Annotated in this window: 17 protein-coding genes and 2 tRNA genes; 6 read left to right on the top strand and 13 right to left on the bottom strand. The window is 66.2% G+C overall.

The window, feature by feature from the left end; all coding sequences use genetic code 11:
• Position 1: 1 nt before the first annotated feature.
• From RCO38_RS09025 to RCO38_RS09005, 5 genes are all read left to right on the top strand, one after another.
• Positions 2-1,162 (top strand): PilT/PilU family type 4a pilus ATPase, encoded by a 1,161-nt coding sequence (locus tag RCO38_RS09025; protein ID WP_308327958.1) that lies wholly within the window; start codon positions 2-4, stop codon positions 1,160-1,162.
• Positions 1,162-2,334: a succinyl-diaminopimelate desuccinylase gene (dapE, locus tag RCO38_RS09020; RefSeq protein ID WP_308327957.1), complete on the top strand. Its 1,173-nt coding sequence runs from the start codon at positions 1,162-1,164 to the stop codon at positions 2,332-2,334. The genes RCO38_RS09025 and dapE overlap by 1 nt, the downstream gene beginning before the upstream one ends.
• Before the next feature lie 5 nt (positions 2,335-2,339).
• Positions 2,340-3,233 carry a 50S ribosomal protein L3 N(5)-glutamine methyltransferase gene (gene prmB / locus RCO38_RS09015; protein WP_308327956.1) on the top strand — a complete coding sequence of 298 codons (894 nt, stop codon included), beginning with the start codon at positions 2,340-2,342 and terminating at the stop codon, positions 3,231-3,233.
• Positions 3,230-5,239: an ABC-F family ATP-binding cassette domain-containing protein gene (locus RCO38_RS09010; RefSeq protein WP_308327955.1), complete on the top strand. Its 2,010-nt coding sequence runs from the start codon at positions 3,230-3,232 to the stop codon at positions 5,237-5,239. Before prmB ends, RCO38_RS09010 begins: the two co-directional genes overlap by 4 nt.
• Positions 5,240-5,370: 131 nt before the next feature.
• A complete protein-coding gene (locus RCO38_RS09005) occupies positions 5,371-5,625 on the top strand; it encodes a GlsB/YeaQ/YmgE family stress response membrane protein (protein ID WP_308327954.1) in 255 nt (84 codons plus the stop codon).
• Positions 5,626-5,891: 266 nt separating this feature from the next.
• Here RCO38_RS09005 and RCO38_RS09000 read toward each other — a convergent pair.
• From RCO38_RS09000 to tolB, 7 genes are all read right to left on the bottom strand, one after another.
• Positions 5,892-5,967, bottom strand: a tRNA-Lys gene (locus RCO38_RS09000).
• 59 nt (positions 5,968-6,026) lie between these two features.
• Positions 6,027-6,102: transfer RNA gene (locus RCO38_RS08995), tRNA-Lys, on the bottom strand.
• A gap of 48 nt (positions 6,103-6,150) precedes the next feature.
• Positions 6,151-6,966, bottom strand: a complete 816-nt coding sequence (locus RCO38_RS08990; protein ID WP_308327953.1) for a tRNA threonylcarbamoyladenosine dehydratase — start codon at positions 6,964-6,966, stop codon at positions 6,151-6,153.
• Positions 6,963-8,075: a YeeE/YedE family protein gene (locus RCO38_RS08985; protein WP_308327952.1), complete on the bottom strand. Its 1,113-nt coding sequence runs from the start codon at positions 8,073-8,075 to the stop codon at positions 6,963-6,965. The genes RCO38_RS08990 and RCO38_RS08985 overlap by 4 nt, the downstream gene beginning before the upstream one ends.
• A 55-nt stretch (positions 8,076-8,130) precedes the next feature.
• Positions 8,131-8,931: a tol-pal system protein YbgF gene (ybgF, locus tag RCO38_RS08980; RefSeq protein ID WP_308327951.1), complete on the bottom strand. Its 801-nt coding sequence runs from the start codon at positions 8,929-8,931 to the stop codon at positions 8,131-8,133.
• Between the two features lies 1 nt (position 8,932).
• The gene (pal, locus tag RCO38_RS08975; protein ID WP_308327950.1) at positions 8,933-9,505 is read right to left on the bottom strand and encodes a peptidoglycan-associated lipoprotein Pal; all 573 of its coding nucleotides are present in this window, start codon (positions 9,503-9,505) and stop codon (positions 8,933-8,935) included.
• 63 nt (positions 9,506-9,568) lie between these two features.
• Entirely contained in the window at positions 9,569-10,879 is a 1,311-nt protein-coding gene (gene tolB, locus RCO38_RS08970) for a Tol-Pal system beta propeller repeat protein TolB (RefSeq protein ID WP_308328078.1), read from the bottom strand.
• Positions 10,880-11,027: 148 nt separating this feature from the next.
• Between tolB and msbA the strand changes: the two genes are divergently transcribed.
• Positions 11,028-12,839, top strand: a complete 1,812-nt coding sequence (gene msbA / locus RCO38_RS08965; RefSeq protein ID WP_374694526.1) for a lipid A export permease/ATP-binding protein MsbA — start codon at positions 11,028-11,030, stop codon at positions 12,837-12,839.
• A 9-nt stretch (positions 12,840-12,848) separates the two neighbouring features.
• Here the strand turns inward: msbA and rng are convergent, their stop codons facing one another.
• Genes rng through hemF form a run of 6 tightly spaced genes read right to left on the bottom strand, consistent with a single transcriptional unit; the run spans position 12,849 to position 17,751 of the window.
• Entirely contained in the window at positions 12,849-14,390 is a 1,542-nt protein-coding gene (gene rng, locus RCO38_RS08960; protein WP_308327949.1) for a ribonuclease G, read from the bottom strand.
• A 25-nt stretch (positions 14,391-14,415) separates the two neighbouring features.
• Positions 14,416-15,039 (bottom strand): Maf family protein, encoded by a 624-nt coding sequence (locus tag RCO38_RS08955; protein ID WP_308327948.1) that lies wholly within the window; start codon positions 15,037-15,039, stop codon positions 14,416-14,418.
• 6 nt (positions 15,040-15,045) lie between these two features.
• Positions 15,046-15,513 (bottom strand): 23S rRNA (pseudouridine(1915)-N(3))-methyltransferase RlmH, encoded by a 468-nt coding sequence (gene rlmH / locus RCO38_RS08950; protein WP_308327947.1) that lies wholly within the window; start codon positions 15,511-15,513, stop codon positions 15,046-15,048.
• On the bottom strand, positions 15,510-16,190 hold the full coding sequence (gene rsfS / locus RCO38_RS08945; protein ID WP_308327946.1) for a ribosome silencing factor: 681 nt from the start codon (positions 16,188-16,190) through the stop codon (positions 15,510-15,512). The genes rlmH and rsfS overlap by 4 nt, the downstream gene beginning before the upstream one ends.
• Positions 16,187-16,837, bottom strand: coding sequence for a nicotinate (nicotinamide) nucleotide adenylyltransferase (gene nadD / locus RCO38_RS08940; RefSeq protein ID WP_308327945.1), 651 nt, complete (start codon positions 16,835-16,837; stop codon positions 16,187-16,189). The genes rsfS and nadD overlap by 4 nt, the downstream gene beginning before the upstream one ends.
• Entirely contained in the window at positions 16,837-17,751 is a 915-nt protein-coding gene (gene hemF / locus RCO38_RS08935; protein WP_308327944.1) for an oxygen-dependent coproporphyrinogen oxidase, read from the bottom strand. The genes nadD and hemF overlap by 1 nt, the downstream gene beginning before the upstream one ends.

Raw genomic sequence — 17,751 nt, 5'->3', positions numbered from 1 at the left:
CATGAGCAGCGGAACGATGGAGCGCATCCTGCGCCTGATGGCCGACAAGAAGGCCTCGGACGTGTACCTGTCGGCCCATGCGCCGGCGATGATCAAGATCAACGGCCAGACCATCCCGATCAACAGCCAGGTGCTGCCGCCCGAGGCGCCGCGCAACCTGCTGTCCGAAATCGTGCCGCCGGCCCGCATCGAGGAACTGGTGGAAACCGGTGAGCTGAACATGGCGGTGCCGCTGGACGGCATCGGCAACTTCCGGGTCAGCGCCATGCGCCAGCGTGGCAACTACGCGGTGGTGATCCGCTTTGTTCCGGCCGATGTGCCGGCGCTGGACTCGCTGAACGTGCCGCCGATCCTCAACGAGATCGTGATGGAAAAGCGCGGTCTCGTGCTCATGGTCGGCGCCACCGGCGCCGGCAAGTCGACCACGCTGGCGGCCATGATCGACCACCGAAATGAGAACAGCACCGGTCACATCCTCACTATCGAGGAGCCGATCGAGTACGTCTACCGCAACAAGCGCTCGGTGGTGAACCAGCGCGAGGTGGGCCGAGACACCGCGTCGCTGCAGATCGGCCTGAAGAATGCGCTGCGCCAGGCGCCAGACGTGATCCTGATCGGCGAAATCCGCGACCGGGAAACCATGTCGGCCGCCATCGCGTACGCCCAGTCGGGCCACCTGTGCATGGCCACCCTGCACGCCAGCAACAGCTACCAGGCGCTCAACCGGATCCTCAACTTCTACCCGGTCGAGGTGCGCCCCACCATGCTCGGCGATCTCGCGGCCGCCCTGCGCGCCGTGGTGTCGCAGCGCCTGCTGCGCACCCACACCGGCGGCCGTGTGCCGGCGATGGAGGTGTTGCTCAACACCGCGCTGGTGGCCGACCTGATCCAGAAGGGCGACTTCTCCGGCGTGCGCGAGGCGATGGAAAAGTCGCTGGCGGTGGGTTCCCAGAGTTTCGAGCAGGATCTGGCGCGACTCGTGATCGACGGTCTCGTCTCGCGCAACGAGGCGCTGGTGCATGCCGACTCCCCCAACAACCTGATGTGGCGTCTGCAGAACGACTTCAACGCCTCCAAGTCCAACCAGGCGGCCACGCCGGCGGACGACGACCAGAGCGACCAGGCCACCTTCACCGAGTTCACGCTCGACGTCAAATTCTGATGACCGCCACGCTGCGCCTTGCCGAAGAACTGATTGCCCGCCCCTCGGTCACGCCCGACGACGCGGGCTGCCTGGACCTCATCGCGGCGCGGCTGCGGCCGCTGGGCTTTGATTGCCAGCGCCTTGACAGCGGCCCGGCGTCTTTTCGCGTGGCCAACCTGTGGGCGCGCTGCGGCACGGGCCAGCGTCCCACCCTCATCTGGGCCGGCCACACCGATGTGGTGCCGACCGGCCCGCTGGAAGCCTGGACCAGCGACCCCTTCGTGCCCAGCCACCGCGACGGCAAGCTGTTCGGACGCGGCGCCAGCGACATGAAGACCTCGCTGGCGGCCATGGTGGTGGCCTGCGAGCAGTTCCTGGCCGCCACCCCGCAACCGGCCATCGACATCGCTTTCCTGCTCACCAGCGACGAAGAAGGCCCGGCCAACGATGGAACCGTGGTGGTCTGCCGGGAGCTGCAGCGCCGCGGTGAACGCCTGGACTGGTGCATCGTGGGCGAACCGACCTCGGTCGAGCGCACCGGCGACATGATCAAGAACGGCCGCCGCGGCACCATGAGCGGCAAGCTCACGGTCAAGGGCATCCAGGGCCATATCGCCTATCCGCAGCTGGCGAAAAACCCGATTCATCTGGCCGCGCCGGCGCTGGCGGAACTGGCGGCCACGGTATGGGACGAAGGCAATGCCTTCTTCCCTCCGACCAGCTGGCAGGTCAGCAACATCCATGGCGGCACCGGCGCGAGCAACGTGATTCCGGGCACCGTGGTCATCGATTTCAACTTCCGCTTCTCTACCGAGTCCACGCCCGAAGGTCTGCAGAGCCGCGTGGCCAGCGTGCTGGCCCGCCATGGCCTGCAGCCGGGCAGCGACTACGAGCTGGGGTGGACCGTGGGCGGCCTGCCCTTTCTCACGACCCCGGGGCCCCTGGTCGATGCCGTGCGCGCCGCCATCCAGGACACCACCGGCATCACCACCGAGCTCTCCACCACCGGCGGTACCAGCGATGGGCGTTTCATCGCACAGATCTGCCCCCAGGTGATCGAACTCGGCCCGCCCAACGCGACCATCCACAAGGTCGACGAACACGTGCTCCTGGCCGACATCGAGCCGCTGACGCAGATCTATCTCGGCGTGCTGCAGCGGCTCCACCGCAACGCGTCGCAGGCCGGCTGAGCACCATGACCCTGCTGGAACTGCTGGACCGCGCCAAGACGCGGCTCGACGCCGCCGAGCTCTCTTATGGCCACGGCACCACCAATGCGCGCGACGAAGCCGTCTGGCTGGTGCTCTGGTCCCTCGGTCTGCCGCTGGACAGCGACCTCGACGCCATCGCGTCACAGCCGGTGTCCGACGATGCGGCCGGGCAGGTCGAGGCCCTGATCGCCCGCCGCATCGAGACCCGCCAGCCTGCCGCCTACCTGACCCGCGAGGCCTGGCTGCAGGGGGTCCCGTTCTATGTCGACGAACGCGCCATCGTGCCGCGCAGTTTCATCGCGGAGCTGATCGCCGACGGCGGCTTCGACGCCTGGCTCGGCGAGGACACGCGGCAGGTGCTCGACCTGTGCACCGGCAACGGCAGCCTGGCCGTGCTCGCGGCCATGGCCTGGCCCGACGTCGAGGTGACCGGTGCGGATCTCTCGCCCGACGCGCTGGCGGTGGCGCGCATCAACGTCGACCGTCATGGCCTGCAAAGCCGCATCACGCTGACCGAATCCGACGGACTTGCCGCGTGCCCGGGCCCCTGGGACCTGGTGCTGTGCAACCCGCCCTATGTGAACGCGCAGAGCATGGCCGAATTGCCCGCCGAGTTCCGCGCCGAGCCCGAAATGGCTTTGGCCGGCGGCACCGACGGCATGGACTTTGTGCGCGCCCTGCTGCGCGACCTGCCTTCTCGCCTGTCCCCGCAGGGTGTGCTCGTGCTCGAAATCGGCCACGAGCGCCCTTTCTTCGAGGCCGCCTTCCCGACGCTGGAAGTGGTCTGGCTCTCCACCAGCGCCGGTGACGACCAGGTGCTGCTGCTGACCGCCGAGGCGCTGCGCGCGCACGCGGCCTCCCAACCCGTTTCTCCATGATCACCCTGAAAAACCTGGTCCTTCGTCGTGGCACGAAGGTCCTGCTCGACGGCGCCTCCTGCACCATCAACCCCGGCGAAAAGGTCGGCCTCGTGGGGCGCAATGGCGCCGGCAAATCCAGCCTGTTCCGCCTGCTCGACGGCACGCTGCACGAAGACAAGGGCGACTTCAGCGTCCCCGCTCAGTGGCGCATGGCCCAGGTCGCGCAGGACATGCCCGAGACCGACATGCCGGCCACGCAGTTCGTCATCGAAGGCGACGTCACGCTGCTGGCCGCCCAGCAGGAAGTGACCGCGGCCGAGGCCACCGACGACGGCGAGCGCATGGCGCACGCCTACATGGCGCTGCACGACGCCGGTGCGCACGACGCGTCTGCCCGCGCACAGGCCCTGATCCTCGGGCTGGGTTTCCGCACCGACGAGCTGGAACGCCCGGTCAACAGCTTCTCCGGCGGCTGGCGCATGCGCCTGCAACTGGCGCGCGCCCTGATGTGCCCGAGCGAACTGCTGCTGCTTGATGAACCGACCAACCACCTGGACCTGGACGCCCTGGTCTGGCTGGAAGACTGGCTCAAGCGCTACCAGGGCACGCTGCTGGTGATCTCCCACGACCGCGAGTTTCTGGACACCGTCACCGACGTCACGGTCCACATCGAACGCGCGCTGCTGACCCGCTACGGCGGCAACTACAGCCGCTTCGAGGACATGCGCGCCGAGCAGATGGCGCTGCAGGCCACGGCCTACGCGCGCCAGCAGGAGAAGATGGCGCACCTGCAGAAGTTCATTGACCGCTTCAAGGCCAAGGCCAGCAAGGCCAAGCAGGCGCAGAGCCGGGTCAAGGCGCTGGAGCGCATGGAGAAGATCGGCCCGGTGCTGGCCGAGGCCGAGTTCAACTTCGAGTTCGCCGAACCGCAGAACCTGCCCAACCCGATGCTGGCGATGCACGAGGTCAGCTTCGGCTACCCGCCCGCGACCGACGGTGGTGCGCCGATCACCATCGTGCGCGGCGTCAGCAAGTCGGTGCTCGCCGGACAACGCATCGGCATCCTGGGTGCCAATGGCCAGGGCAAGTCCACCGTGGTCAAGACCATCGCGCGCGACCTCGGCGCCATCAGCGGCGAGATCATCGAAGGCAAGGGCCTGAACATCGGCTACTTCGCCCAGCAGGAACTGGACGTGCTGCGACCGGCCGACACGCCGCTGGAACACATGATCCGCCTGGTCAAGGACTGCACCGCGCAAGGCCGCCTGAGCGGACAGGCCACGCGCGAGCAGGACCTGCGCAGCTTCCTGGGCAGCTTCAACTTCACCGGTGACCAGGTCAAGCAGGCCGTGGGCACCATGAGCGGCGGTGAGAAAGCGCGCCTGGTGCTGTGCATGATTGTCTGGCAGCGCCCCAACCTGCTGCTGCTGGACGAACCGACCAACCACCTGGACCTGGCCACGCGCGAGGCGCTGTCGGTGGCACTCAACGAATTCGAAGGCACGGTGATGCTGGTCTCGCACGACCGGGCGCTGCTGCGTGCGGTGTGCGACGAGTTCTGGCTGGTCTCGCGCGGCGGTATCGCACCCTTCGATGGTGACCTGGACGACTACCAGCGCTACCTGCTGGATGTGGCCAAACAGGCCCGCGAGGCACGCCGCCAGGAGGCGCGCGCCGAAACCGCAGCGGTGGCACCGGTGGCCTCCGCTGCCCCGGTCGGCACGCAACCCGCTGCACCCTCCTCCGGAGGCGCGGAACAACGCAAGCTCGACGCCCTCAGGCGTCAGCAACTTGCAGATCGACTGCGACCACTGAAAAAGTCGTTGGAGCAGGCAGAGAAGCGCCTGGAGTCCCTCGGCCGGGAGAAAGCCCGGCTGGAAACGCTGATGAGCACGCCGTCCTCCCCGGCAGCCCTGGCCGATGCCGGACGGCAACTCAAGGCGGTGAACGAGGAGATCGAGTCGGTCGAAGCGCAATGGCTCGAACTGTCGGAAGCGATCGAGGCTGCCAGCACTGTCGCCTGAGCGCCGCAGCAGGATGACGTCCTGCACATGCCGAGCAGCGAGCAGTGGTGGAAGCTGTACCACCGAAGGAATGGCGCTACAGTGACCGCCACTCAGAGGCCTGTCTCTGTGTTCTGTAAGGAGTCCTCCGCATGATGTCCATTCTCGGCACCCTGTTCATCGGCCTGATCGCAGGTCTCGTCGCGCGCATGCTCAAGCCGGGCGATGACAGCATGGGCTGGATCATGACGGCCCTGCTCGGTGTCGCCGGCTCGTTTCTGGCCAGCTACGCCGGCGCTGCCCTGGGGCTCTACACGCCGGGTCAGCCGGCAGGGTTCATCGCCTCCGTCGTGGGCGCCATCGTGCTGCTGGTGGTCTACGGCATGCTCAAGAAGAACACGTCCTGAGGCCACAAGTCCTGAGGTCCAGGCATCGGGCCGGCCTCTCAGGCCTGCCTTCACAGAGCAAGATCCTCCGGAGGCTGCTCCAGGTCCTTGCACTCGGAAGACCTGCACCGTGTAGGTGACGTTTCCTCGTCTCACCGTCCTCAATGAGCCGATGCCACACACAGAAGCGCTCATAGCGAAACAGGCAGCGCGCTGGTAGCGGAGCCGCAAACAAAAAAGCCCGCTACCGTTTCGGTAGCGGGCTTTTTTGTCCCACAAGGGGATTTTGGTAGGACGTGGCAGGCTCGAACTGCCGACCAACGGATTAAAAGTCCGCTGCTCTACCAACTGAGCTAACGTCCCATCAAACTCGAACACTTGCCCGGCTTTCGCCCGGGACTTCATCAACAACCAGCCATCGCTGGTGGGGCGTGAGTGACTCGAACACTCGACCTACGGATTAAGAGTCCGCTGCTCTACCAACTGAGCTAACGCCCCGCACTCTATCCGGTTTGTTCTACCAATCGGATAGCGCGAAGCCTCAGATTATAGCGTCATTTCGCGCTGTTTCGAAAGCTTCACTGGTTTGTTTGATGCAGCGTCTGCAAGCGCGTTGAACACGCAGCCAGCAGCGCACAGCCCGAAGCTTGCCGTCACGCTGACCACCGAACCGTAGCCGTGGCAATTGAGCGATCCGTCGGGAGAAGAGATGTCGCAGGAAGCATCGGGCGGTGCCACGGGCTCACGGCTGAACACACAGGTCACCCCCATGCGACGGGTTCGCGATGCGCCGTGCTCGCGGCGCAGCCGGTACCGCAATTGGGCCAGCAGCGGGTCGTGGGTCACCTCGGCCAGGTCACCGACCTCGATGGCCTGCGGTTTCCGCTTTCCACCCGCCGCCCCGACGGACACGAAGTTCACACGGTGGGCCACCGCCCATGCTGCCATGGCGGTCTTCGCGCGCACCTGGTCACAGGCATCGATCAGCCCCAGCGGGCCAGCATGCGCCAGCAGGTTGTGACCGTGCGCCGGCCAGTTGTCCGCCGTCACAAAGTCATCCACGACCTCTACACGACACTCCGGATTGATCGATACGATCCGCTCGCGCATGGCCTCCACCTTGGCCATGCCCACGGTGTCCGTCAGCGCATGAATCTGCCGGTTGATGTTGGACTCGGCCACATGGTCCATGTCGACCAGTGTCAGGCGCCCCACCCCGCTGCGCGCGAGTGCTTCGGCGGCCCAGGCGCCCACCCCTCCGATGCCCACCACCATCACATGCGAATCAAAGATCGCCTGGGCACCCGCAACACCATAGAGGCGGCGCAGCCCCCCGAAGCGACGCTCGAAGTCTGCGTTCATTCGCGCTCAAGCAGCCAGATCTGGAACCGGAAACCCAGCACGGCGCCCGCCATGATGCCGGCGACCGCGATGGCACTGGTCAGACTCAGTGTCGACAGGCCTGAGAGGCCTTGCCCCACGGTGCAACCCATGGCGGTCACGCCACCAACCCCCATGCAGGCGGCACCGGCCAGGTGCAGCGCCGTGTCCCGGGTGTCCCGAAAACCTTCCCACCGGAAACTGCGGGACAGCAGCGCCTGAACAAACGAACCAACGACCACACCGCCCACCGTCACCACGCCCAGCGTCAGCACCTTGGAGGTGTCGCTGTAGTGGATCAGCCAGTCCAGCAGATAGGCCATTGGTGCCGTGAAAGTCAACGACTCCATGCGCCCGCTGTTGGTCGCCAGGTACACCGACTCCAGCGTTTCGGGGTGCTCCGGCACAAAGCCGAGGTGGCCACTGATCCACCACATCGAGACAATCACTCCGCCCAGCCCGAACCCTGCCAGCAGCCCGTCGGGCGTCCGGAAGTCTTTTCCGAGCAGGGCCCACACCACCAGACCACCGCCAATCACCAGCGCAGCGATCAGACCGGCCAAACCGGGCTCCAGGCCAGCGAATCGCGTCAGCCACATGGGCAGGCTGCCGCCAGCGGCCAAGTCCACAGCCACCTGATCCACCGTGTTGACTCGCAGCACAGCCAATACGCCGCGCAGCGTGGCGAACGCAAAGAAACCCATCACGAAAAACACCACCAGCGACTTCAGGCTGCCCGTTCCGATGCGCACCAGCGTCTTGCTACCGCAACCGGAGGCCAACACCATGCCGAAACCAAACAGCAGACCACCCACCAGCGCCGACAGCCAGACGATGCGCCCGGAGCTGTAGATGGTCTTGCCGGTATCGATCCAGCCCAGCCAGCCCATGCCGTAGAACCCGATCATGGCGACACCCACCGCCATGCCCCACATCCGCATGCGGGTCCAGGAGCCCATGTTGACGATGTCGCTCACCGCGCCCATGGTGCAGAACTGGGTCCGCTGGGCGATGAACCCGAAAAGACAAGAGGCCGCGAAAGCGGCCCAGAGAACAGTGCTTTGAAGAGATTGAATGCCGGCGAGATCCATCCACCGATTGTAGAAGCGCCCCTCACCCCGGGAGGGGTGGAGGCTTCCAGCGGAATCAGCGCAGACGCGACAGGCGTTCGCGACCCGCGGCGGCGGCTTCAGACTGCGGATAGGTGCGGACCAGGGTCTCGAGCGTGCGCTGGGCCGACTTGCTGTCCTTGAGTTCGACCTGACTGTTGGCCATGGCGAGCATGGCTTCCGGCGTGCGCGTGTGGGTCGGGTACTGGCTCACCAGCCTGCGGTGGCTGTCGATGGAGTCCTTGTAGGCACGGGTGGCATACAACGCATTGCCCTGCCAGTACAACGCCGACGGGATGTAGCCACTGCCCGGGAAACGCCGCAGGAAAGAGGAATAGGCTGAGGCAGCCCCGGCGAAGTCCGACTTGCGCAGCAGTTCCATGGCTGCGTCGTACTCGCGCTTTTCTTCGGGAGATGCGGAGAACTCCATGCCGTCGACCGTCACCTTGCTGGGCTCGACCTGCTTCAGCCGTGCATCCACGCCCGCCTGGACGTCCTTTTGCTGCCGTTGCAACTCGGACACTTCACGGGCCAGCTGCTCGTTCTGGCCACGCAGGCGGGCGATTTCGGCCCTGAGCTGCTCGTTCTGGTTGGACAGCTCCAGCAGGCTGCGCTGGCTGGCCGAGCCCGCCTCGCGCGACTCGCTGGCCAGGCGATTGAGCTTTGCGTCGACCTCCAGCTTGTAGGCGTCGAACTTCTGCCGCAGGTCGAGGATGGCCTTGCGCGCCTCGTCGTCATCGAACAGGGCGTGAGCCTGCAACGGCCACAGGCAAGCTCCGGCCAGCGCCAGGGCAGACACCACACGAGCGGACAGGACAACAGACGTGCGCACGGTCATCTCAGCGGTAGGTCAGTTCCACGCGGCGATTCTTGGCGTAGGACGATTCGTCCATGCCGAGCGCGGCGGGCTTTTCCTCGCCAAAGCTCACAGGCTCCATCTGGGACTCATTCACACCCAGCAGCGCGAGCGAACGGCGGACGGCTTCGGCGCGCTTCTGGCCCAGCGCCAGGTTGTACTCGCGGCCACCGCGCTCATCGGTGTGACCCTCCAGCGCGACCTTGCGGGACGGATTGGCCTTCAGGTAACGGGCATTGGCCTCCAGCGCCGAGGTGAATTCGGCACGGACTTCGAAACTGTCGTAATCGAAATAGATGATGCGGGAGAGGGCCGCGGGCTGCTCTGAGTCCATGCCGGGGACTTGCACACCAGTGACACCACGCGGATCAACACCGGAGCCTGAGCCATTCTGGCCCGCTTGGCCGGTGGTGGTGTTGCGGTCTTCGACCGGTGCCTCGTCGAGCTTCACACTGGAGCCGCAGGCGGCGAGCGACGCCACCAGGATCAGGGCGCCCAGCCGGAAGGGCCAGTGGGAGGTCGTGCGCAGCGGCGCAGGGGTCGAAGAGTTGTTCATGGAGATCCCTTTCTGAGTCGGGTTGGTTGGTTTTGAAAAAAACAAGGCTCTGGGCGCGGGCGGTCAGCGGACGAACGGGCCCCACTCCGGTTCCCGGATGTCGCCTTGGGCACCGGTCAGCCGGGTCTTGACCCGGCCATCCACGGTCGAGGTCATCAGGGCCTCCTGACCGCGATCACGGGTGGCGTACACGATCAGCCGGCTGTTGGGCGCGAAACTGGGGCTTTCGTCGGCGCTTGCATCGCTGAGTGCCGTGACGTTGCCGCTGGACAGCTCCATCACATGGAGGCGGAACGCCCCCCCCACGCGGGAGATGAACGCCAGCCAGCGCCCGTCGGGACTGGGGGCCGGAGAGATGTTGTAGTTGCCGTTGAAGGTCAGGCGCTGAGGGTTCTCGCCGCCCGCCCCCATGCGGTAGATCTGCGGCGAGCCACCACGGTCGCTCACGAAGAAGATCGAGCGGCCGTCGGCGCTGAACACCGGCTCGGTGTCGATGCTTCCCGACTGGGTCAGCCGGCGCGGCTGGCCACCGTTGGCATCCATGACGTACACCTGAGCATTGCCCGAGATGGACAGCGTGGCCACCACCTGCCGACCATCCGGCGACCAGGAGGGCGCGCTGTTGGAGCCACGGAAGTTGGCGAGCAGGCGGCGTTTGCCGGTGGCGACATCGTGCGAATAGATGACAGGCTTGCGTGATTCGAACGACACATAAGCCAGTTGCCCACCGCCGGGCGCCCAACTCGGGGAAATGATGGGCTCAGGGCTGCTGAGCGTGGCCTTCGCATTCTCGCCATCGGAGTCGGCCACCAGCAGGGTGTAGCGTGGACCGCTCTTGGTCACATAAGCGATGCGGGTGGCAAACACGCCTTTCTCGCCGGTGAGCTTCTCGTAGACGTAGTCGGCGATGCGGTGTGCTGCGTAGCGCAGGTCACCTGCATTGACCGGGTAGCTGAGCCCTCCGAGGTCCTGCCCGCGCACCGAATCCCAGAGCCGGAAGCGGATATCGAAGCGGCCATCGGCCAGCTTGGATACGCTGCCGGTCAGCAGTGCGTCAGTGCCCTTCTCGCGCCAGGCGGCGAGTTCGGGCCGAGAGGTTTCGTCCAGGCGGACGGGAAGCGGCTCCACAAAACGGAACTGCCCACTGCGCTCCAGGTCGGCCCGGACGATCGCGATCATGTCCTGGTTGGCCAGCCCGTTGTCGCGGAAGGCGACGCCGGAAATCGGAATCTGGGTCACGCCGGCGCCGGACACCTCGACGCGAAATTGCGCCAGCGCATTTTGTAGGGGGAGAGCCGCCAGCGGAAGGACGGCGGCTTGGGACAACAGATGCCGCCGCGTGGGCAGCCATTCGGGTCGATTCAAATCCAGCATGCGTCGGGTGTTGGTGTCAGCGAGAGAAAACGCTGCCGTCGGATAATACCGGATGCGCATCCACCGACCGTGACAAGATGTGCCATATCCTTGCTGTGCGCGGGCCCTGAAGCCCCTCACCGAGCCTCACGAACCACCGACTGCTGTCTTGACCTCGCCTTCCACCTCTGCCGCACTGCCCACCGCCACCATCCGCGAGCGCCTGGTGAGGTTCTGGCCGTACTTCCGCTCGGCGTCGGCGGGCATCGTACTGGCGGTGATCTGCACCATCGTCGGCGCGCTGACGGAGCCGATGATTCCCGCACTGCTCAAGACCCTGCTGGACAGCGGCTTTTCCAAGGGGACCATCGACCTCTGGATGGTCCCGGTGGCGCTGGTGGGTTTGTTCGGCATCCGCGGACTGGCCGGGTTCCTCGCGCAATACGCGCTGTCCTACACCGCCAGCCTCGGCCTGCTGAACCTGCGCCGCGCCATGTTTGCCAAGCTCAACGACGCGCAGCTGACCCTGTTCGCCCGCCAGAGTGCCAGCAAGCTCTCCAACACGCTGGTCTACGAGGTCCAGACGGGATCGACCTTGCTGGTCAACGCGCTGCTGACGCTGGCCAAGGACAGCCTCACGCTGCTGGCGTTGCTGGGCTACCTGATGTATCTGAACTGGAAGCTCACCCTGATCGTGCTCTTCCTCTTTCCGGCGCTGGTGGTCGTCATGCGGGTGCTTTCGCGGCGGCTCTACAGCCTGACCAAGTCCAGCCAGCAGGCCACCGACGAGCTGGCCTATGTGGTCGAGGAAAACGCCCTCGCCCACCGCATGGTGCGGCTGCACGGCGCACAGGAGCGCCAGTCTGAGCGCTTCGAATCGCTCAGCGTTCGCCTGCGGCGTCTGGCGCTGAAATCGACCATCGCGCAGGCTGCGATGACGCCTCTGACGCAGATGCTGGCAGCGGTGGCGCTGTCGGCAGTGATTGCCGTGGCCCTGTGGCAAAGCAGCCGCAGCGGTGTCACGGTCGGCAATTTCGTGGCGTTCGTGACGGCCATGCTCATGCTGGTGGCCCCCATTCGCCACCTGGCCGAGATCGCCGGTCCCATCACCAGGGGGCTGGCGGCACTGGAACGCGGGCTGGAGCTGATTGAGCACACGCCGGAACAGTCCAGCGGTACCCACCGGACCGACCGCGTCCAGGGTGCGATCGAGCTGAAAGAGGTCTGGGTGCGCTACCCATCGCGGGACGACGAGAGCACGAGCGACGACGAGGTCAACCGCACGGCGCTGTGCGGCGTGTCGCTGCAGGTCCAGCCTGGGGAGGTGTTGGCGCTGGTGGGCCCGTCCGGCTCCGGCAAGACCACACTCGCCAACCTGCTGCCGCGTTTCGTCGAGGTCCTGCATGGCGACGTGCTGCTCGACGGGGTGGCGCTGCCCGACTGGGACCTGCACTGCCTGCGCCGCCAGTTCGCCATGGTCAGCCAGGACGTGATCATGCTCAACGACACCCTTGCTGCCAACGTGGCGCTGGGTGCCGCGGACGGAGCCATCGACGAGGAGAAGGTACTGGCGGCTCTCCACTCGGCCAACCTGGGCGAACTCGTTGCCAGGCTGCCTCGGGGCATTCACAGCAACGTCGGACACAACGCGGCCGAACTGTCGGGCGGGCAGCGCCAGCGGCTGGCGATTGCCAGGGCGATCTACAAGGACGCGCCGGTCCTGATCCTCGACGAGGCCACGTCGGCGCTGGACAACGAGTCCGAGCGGCTGGTACAGGAGGCGCTTGCGCGGCTCATGAAAGGCCGCACGACGCTGGTCATCGCCCACCGTCTGTCGACCATCGAACACGCCGACCGCGTGGTGGTGCTGGCCAACGGCCGCATCGCGGAACAGGGCACCCACCAGGTGTTGCTGCGTGCGGGCGGCCTCTATGCGCGGCTGCACGCCCAGGGCTTCTCACCGGAGCCTGAGGCAGCGTGAACCAGAGCCTCAGAGCAGGACGATGTCGTACTGCTCCTGGGTCATCGAACCCTCGGCCTGCAGCGAGATGGGCTTGCCGATGAAGTCCGAGAGGCCGGCCAGATGCTGGCTCTCCTCATCCAGGAACAGCTCGATCACCCGGGGCGAGGCCACCACCCGGAACTCACGCGGGCTGAAGGCGCGCGCCTCGCGCAGGATCTCGCGCAGGATGTCGTAGCACACGCTGCGCGCGGTTTTCACCACGCCCTTGCCGTCGCAGGACGGGCAGGGCTCGCTGAGCATGTGGGCCAGGGACTCGCGGGTGCGCTTGCGGGTCATCTCCACCAGACCGAGCTGTGAAAAGCCGCCGGTCATGGTCTTGACCCGGTCGCGCGCCAGTTGCTTGCGGAACTCGGTCAGCACCGCGTCGCGGTGGTCCTCGCGCACCATGTCGATGAAGTCCACGATGACGATGCCGCCCAGGTTGCGCAGCCGCAGCTGGCGCGCGATGGCCTGCGCGGCCTCCAGGTTGGTGCGGAAGACGGTGTCGTCGAAGTTGCGGGCCCCCACAAAGCCACCGGTGTTGACGTCGACCGTGGTCAGCGCCTCGGTCTGGTCGATCACCAGATAACCGCCGGACTTGAGGTCGACCCTGCGACTGAGAGCGCGCGCGATCTCCTCGTCGATGTTGAACAGGTCGAAGATTGGCCGCTCGCCGGTGTAGAGCTGCAGCTTGCTGGCGGTGTCGGGCATGAACTCCGCGGCAAAGGACTGCAGCAGCCCGAACTGCTCCCGGGAGTCGATGCGGATCGAGTGAGTCTGCGCACCCACCAGGTCCCGCAACACCCGCTGCATCAGGTTGAGGTCGACGTGCAGCACCGTGGCCGGAGGCTGGCGCGAGGCCGCATCCTTGATGCGCTGCCAGGTCTTGCGCAGGTAGGCGATGTCTTCACCCAGCTCTTCATCGCTGGCGTCCTCGGCATTGGTGCGCAGGATGAATCCGCCGGCCGCGCTGCCGTCGGGCATCGCCGTCAGCGTCAGCAGGCGCTGCCGCAGCGACTCGCGCTGCGCGGACGGAATCTTCTGCGACACCCCGATGTGGTTGTCCTGCGGCAGGAACACCAGCAATCGGCCCGCGATGCTGATCTGCGCCGTCAGACGGGCGCCCTTGGTCCCGATCGGGTCCTTCAGGACCTGGACCATCAGCGCCTGCCCCTCAAAAATCTGCCGCTCAATGGGTTGCACCGGGTCGGCGGCCAGCACGCGGTTGCTGCCTCCGTTGGAGACCTCCGAGCCGGGCGCTGCGGCGGCCCGCTCACGCGGTGCTGCGTGCTTGGCCGTGATGTTGGGCATCAGATCGGCGACGTGCAGGAACGCCGCACGGTCCAGACCGATGTCGATGAACGCCGACTGCATGCCGGGCAACACGCGCGAGACCTTGCCCAGGTAGATGTTGCCCACCAGGCCGCGCTCCAGAGTGCGCTCCAGATGCACCTCCTGCACCGCGCCCTGCTCCACCACCGCTACGCGGGTTTCCTGGGGTGCCCAGTTGATCAGGATGTCCTGGCTCATCGATACCTCGTGTTGAGTTGGCGGGTCAGCAGGCCAGCCGCACACCGGCTGACCGAAGCAGTTGCGCCGTTTCATGGGCTGGCAAGCCCATGATGCCCGAGTAGCTGCCGCTGATGTGACGGATGCGCAGGGCCGCCGCGCCCTGGATCGCGTAGGCACCGGCCTTGCCCATGGGTTCGCCGCTGTCGACGTAGCGCCGGATGTCCGCGCCGCTCCACGGGTCGAATTCGACTTGCGAAATGGACAGCGCCGCCCAACGGCGCCACGCTCCACGGGCTGCGGGACGTGCCACCGCCACCGCTGTCAGCACACGGTGACGGCGTCCGGCCAGATCGGACAGCATGCGCCGGGCATCGGCGGCATCGACCGGTTTGCCCAGAATGCGACGCCCGAGCGCCACCGTGGTGTCTGCGCAAAGCACCGGCGCCAGCGGCCACCCTCTGCGGCGAAGCCGCTCTTCGGATGCCTGCAGTTTCAGTGCTGTGACCCGTTGCACATAGGCGGCTGGCGACTCGCCGGGCTTCACCAGCTCCAGCGCCTCGACGTCCTCGTCTGCGTCGGGCAGCAGCAGCTCGCAGCGCACGCCCCACTGTTCGAGCAGTTGCTTGCGGCGGGGGCTCTGCGAGGCCAGGTAGATGAAGTCACTCACAGCGGATCATTCCCGGTGATAGGGATGGTTGGCGTTGATCGACCAGGCCCGGTAGAGCTGCTCGATCAGCAGCACACGGACCATGGCGTGGGGCAGCGTCATGTCCGAGAGGCGGATTCGCTGGTGGGCCGCTTCGCGAAAAGCGGGCTCAAGGCCGTCCGGCCCACCGATCACCAGCGCCACGTCGTCGCCCCCCAGCTGCCAGGCCTTGAGCTGCTGGGCCAGCGCCTTGGTGGTCAGCTGCGCACCGCGTTCGTCGAGCACCACAATACGGCAGCCCTTGGGAAGCGCAGCCACAATGCGCTCGCGCTCGGCAACCATGACCGTCTCCACGGTCTTGGCGCCGCGCGGCTCGGTCTTCACGGTCTTGATCTCTACCCGCAGCTCGGGCGGAAAACGCTTGGCGTAGTCGTCGTAGGCGGTCTGGGCCCAGTCGGGCATGCGCTGCCCGACCGCGACGATCACCAGCTTCATGCCTTCTTCTTCGGTGCGGCCTTCTTCGCGGCAACAGTTTTCTTGGCGGCGGGCTTGGGCTTGTTCACCACCAGCTTGGGCAGCACCGCCTTGGGTTGGGCTGCCTTGGCCGCGCCGGCGGTCTTGCGTGGCGCCTTGGCCGCGGCCTTCTTGGCGGGTGCTTTCACCGGTGCCACCGCTGCGGCGGCGGCCTTGGCCTGCTTGCGGGCCACAGACTTGGCGTCCACCGGCTTGACCTCTTTCTCGACGCCCTTGCGGGTGGTCTTGCTGGTCGGCTTGGCCGCCGCGCGCGCCTCGGCGGCCTTCTCGGCCGCGCTCTTGAGACGCACTGGCTTGGCGCCCCAGATCTCTTCAAGGCGGTAGTACTGGCGGATCACTGGCTGCATCACATGGGCAACCGCCTGACCGCAGTCGATGATGATCCACTCGCCGTTGTCCTCGCCTTCGATGCGGGGCTTGTCGAAGCCGGCGTCCCTCACCGCATCCCGGACGCTGGAGGCCAGCGCCTTGGTCTGCCGGTTGGAGGTGCCGCTGGCGATGATGACGCGTTCAAACAGCGGCGACAGCGTTTCAGTGTTGAAGACCACGATGTCCTGGCCTTTGACGTCCTCCAGACCGTCGACGATGGCGCGCTGGAGTTTCTGGATGTCTTTTTTGGCGGTGGTTTCGCTGGTCATGAAGGCTGCTGGTAAAGGGAATGGTTGGAAATATAGCCGGCGACGGCTTCGGGCACCAGCGCTGCCAGCGCCCGGGAGTCTGCACCCGAGGCCACCAGCGACCGGATCTCGGTGGAGCTGATGGGCGACAGAGGCACGGATAAGCGCAGGTGAGGCACAGGCGCCGGCGCGTCGGTGGCACCGGACCAAGGGGCCGTGACAGCCGGGACATCGGGGCGCCCAGCCACCACCAGTTGAGCAAGATCGAGCACCTCGGACCAGCGATGCCAGGTCTTGAAGGCCGCCAACTGGTCCTGGCCGATGAGGAGGAACCGTTCGGAACCCGCATATTCACGTGCCAGTTCCTCGAGGGTGTCGACAGTGTAGGAGTCGCCCGGCCGGTCGATCTCGCGCCGGTCCACGCGCACGGGCTCCAGATCGCCGAAGGCCAGCTCGCACATGGCCAGCCGGTGTTCCGCCGGGCTCAAGGTGCGGGCCTTGTGCCAGGCCCGGCCGGTCGGCAGGATGTGCAAACGGTCCAGCCGCAGCAGCTCCAGAGCCGACTCGACCAGCCCACGGTGCGCGCGGTGCGGGGGATCGAAAGCCCCCCCAAACATGCCGACCCTTCGCACGGGCGGCGGCCGGTCATCCGGCCGTGCATTGAGCATCAGACCCAGTCCTTGCGCACCAGGAATTCGCTGTAGAGGCGTGCCTCGTGAGACCCTGGCTCTTCCTGGCGCTGGTAGGACCAGCTCACCATGGGGGGCATCGAAAGCAGGATGGACTCGCTGCGCCCGCCCGACTGCAAGCCGAAGTGGGTCCCACGGTCCCACACCAGGTTGAACTCCACATAGCGGCCTCGGCGATACAACTGGAACCCGCGCTCGCGCTCGCCATGTGGAAGCGACTTCCGTCGGTCGACGATGGGAAGGTAGGCGTCCAAAAAGGCATCGCCCACGGACCGCATCATGGCAAAGCTGCCCTCAAAACCCAGCTCCGAGAAGTCGTCGAAGAACACGCCGCCGATGCCGCGCTGCTCGTCACGGTGCTTCAGGTAGAAGTATTCGTCACACCACTTCTTGAAACGGGGGTATTTGTCGACGCCGAACGGGTCGAGCGCGCCCTTGCAGGTGCGGTGGAAGTGCCCAGCGTCCTCCTCGAAGCCGTAGTAAGGCGTCAGGTCCATGCCGCCGCCGAACCAGCACACCGGCTCTTGGCCCGCAGGCGTGGCAGCGATCATGCGCACGTTCATGTGCACCGTGGGCACAAAGGGGTTGCGCGGGTGGAACACCAACGACACTCCCATGGCCTCGAAAGGCGCGCCCGACAGCTCGGGGCGGTGCTGGGTGGCCGACGGCGGCAGGGCTGGCCCTTTGACATGAGAAAAACCACAACCGGCGCGCTCGAAGACCTCGCCCTGCTCGAGGATCTGGGTAATGCCCTGCCCCTGCAAACGCTCGCCGGGCGGCTTTTTCCAGTGATCGACCACAAAGCTGCCGCCATCGACCATCGCAATGGTCGACGTGATGCGATCCTGCAGACCGGTGAGGTACTCGCGAACGCGTGCGGTCGGTTTTTTCAT

This window comes from Hydrogenophaga pseudoflava (assembly GCF_031020795.1).
Lineage (GTDB): Bacteria > Pseudomonadota > Gammaproteobacteria > Burkholderiales > Burkholderiaceae_C > Hydrogenophaga > Hydrogenophaga pseudoflava_A.
This window is presented reverse-complemented; position numbering and strand designations above follow the sequence as displayed.

Bases quoted from the DNA above. Each gene is read 5' to 3' on its own strand.
- RCO38_RS08990 (WP_308327953.1), bottom strand. From the start codon at position 6,966: ATGAACGCAGACTTCGAGCGTCGCTTCGGGGGGCTGCGCCGCCTCTAT.
- rlmH (WP_308327947.1), bottom strand. From the start codon at position 15,513: ATGAAGCTGGTGATCGTCGCGGTCGGGCAGCGCATGCCCGACTGGGCC.
- tolB (WP_308328078.1), bottom strand. From the start codon at position 10,879: ATGCTGGATTTGAATCGACCCGAATGGCTGCCCACGCGGCGGCATCTG.
- hemF (WP_308327944.1), bottom strand. From the start codon at position 17,751: ATGAAAAAACCGACCGCACGCGTTCGCGAGTACCTCACCGGTCTGCAG.
- rsfS (WP_308327946.1), bottom strand. From the start codon at position 16,190: ATGACCAGCGAAACCACCGCCAAAAAAGACATCCAGAAACTCCAGCGC.
- pal (WP_308327950.1), bottom strand. From the start codon at position 9,505: ATGAACAACTCTTCGACCCCTGCGCCGCTGCGCACGACCTCCCACTGG.
- rng (WP_308327949.1), bottom strand. From the start codon at position 14,390: ATGAGCCAGGACATCCTGATCAACTGGGCACCCCAGGAAACCCGCGTA.
- RCO38_RS09025 (WP_308327958.1), top strand. From the start codon at position 2: ATGAGCAGCGGAACGATGGAGCGCATCCTGCGCCTGATGGCCGACAAG.
- nadD (WP_308327945.1), bottom strand. From the start codon at position 16,837: ATGCTCAATGCACGGCCGGATGACCGGCCGCCGCCCGTGCGAAGGGTC.
- RCO38_RS09005 (WP_308327954.1), top strand. From the start codon at position 5,371: ATGATGTCCATTCTCGGCACCCTGTTCATCGGCCTGATCGCAGGTCTC.
- prmB (WP_308327956.1), top strand. From the start codon at position 2,340: ATGACCCTGCTGGAACTGCTGGACCGCGCCAAGACGCGGCTCGACGCC.
- dapE (WP_308327957.1), top strand. From the start codon at position 1,162: ATGACCGCCACGCTGCGCCTTGCCGAAGAACTGATTGCCCGCCCCTCG.
- RCO38_RS09010 (WP_308327955.1), top strand. From the start codon at position 3,230: ATGATCACCCTGAAAAACCTGGTCCTTCGTCGTGGCACGAAGGTCCTG.
- ybgF (WP_308327951.1), bottom strand. From the start codon at position 8,931: ATGACCGTGCGCACGTCTGTTGTCCTGTCCGCTCGTGTGGTGTCTGCC.
- RCO38_RS08985 (WP_308327952.1), bottom strand. From the start codon at position 8,075: ATGGATCTCGCCGGCATTCAATCTCTTCAAAGCACTGTTCTCTGGGCC.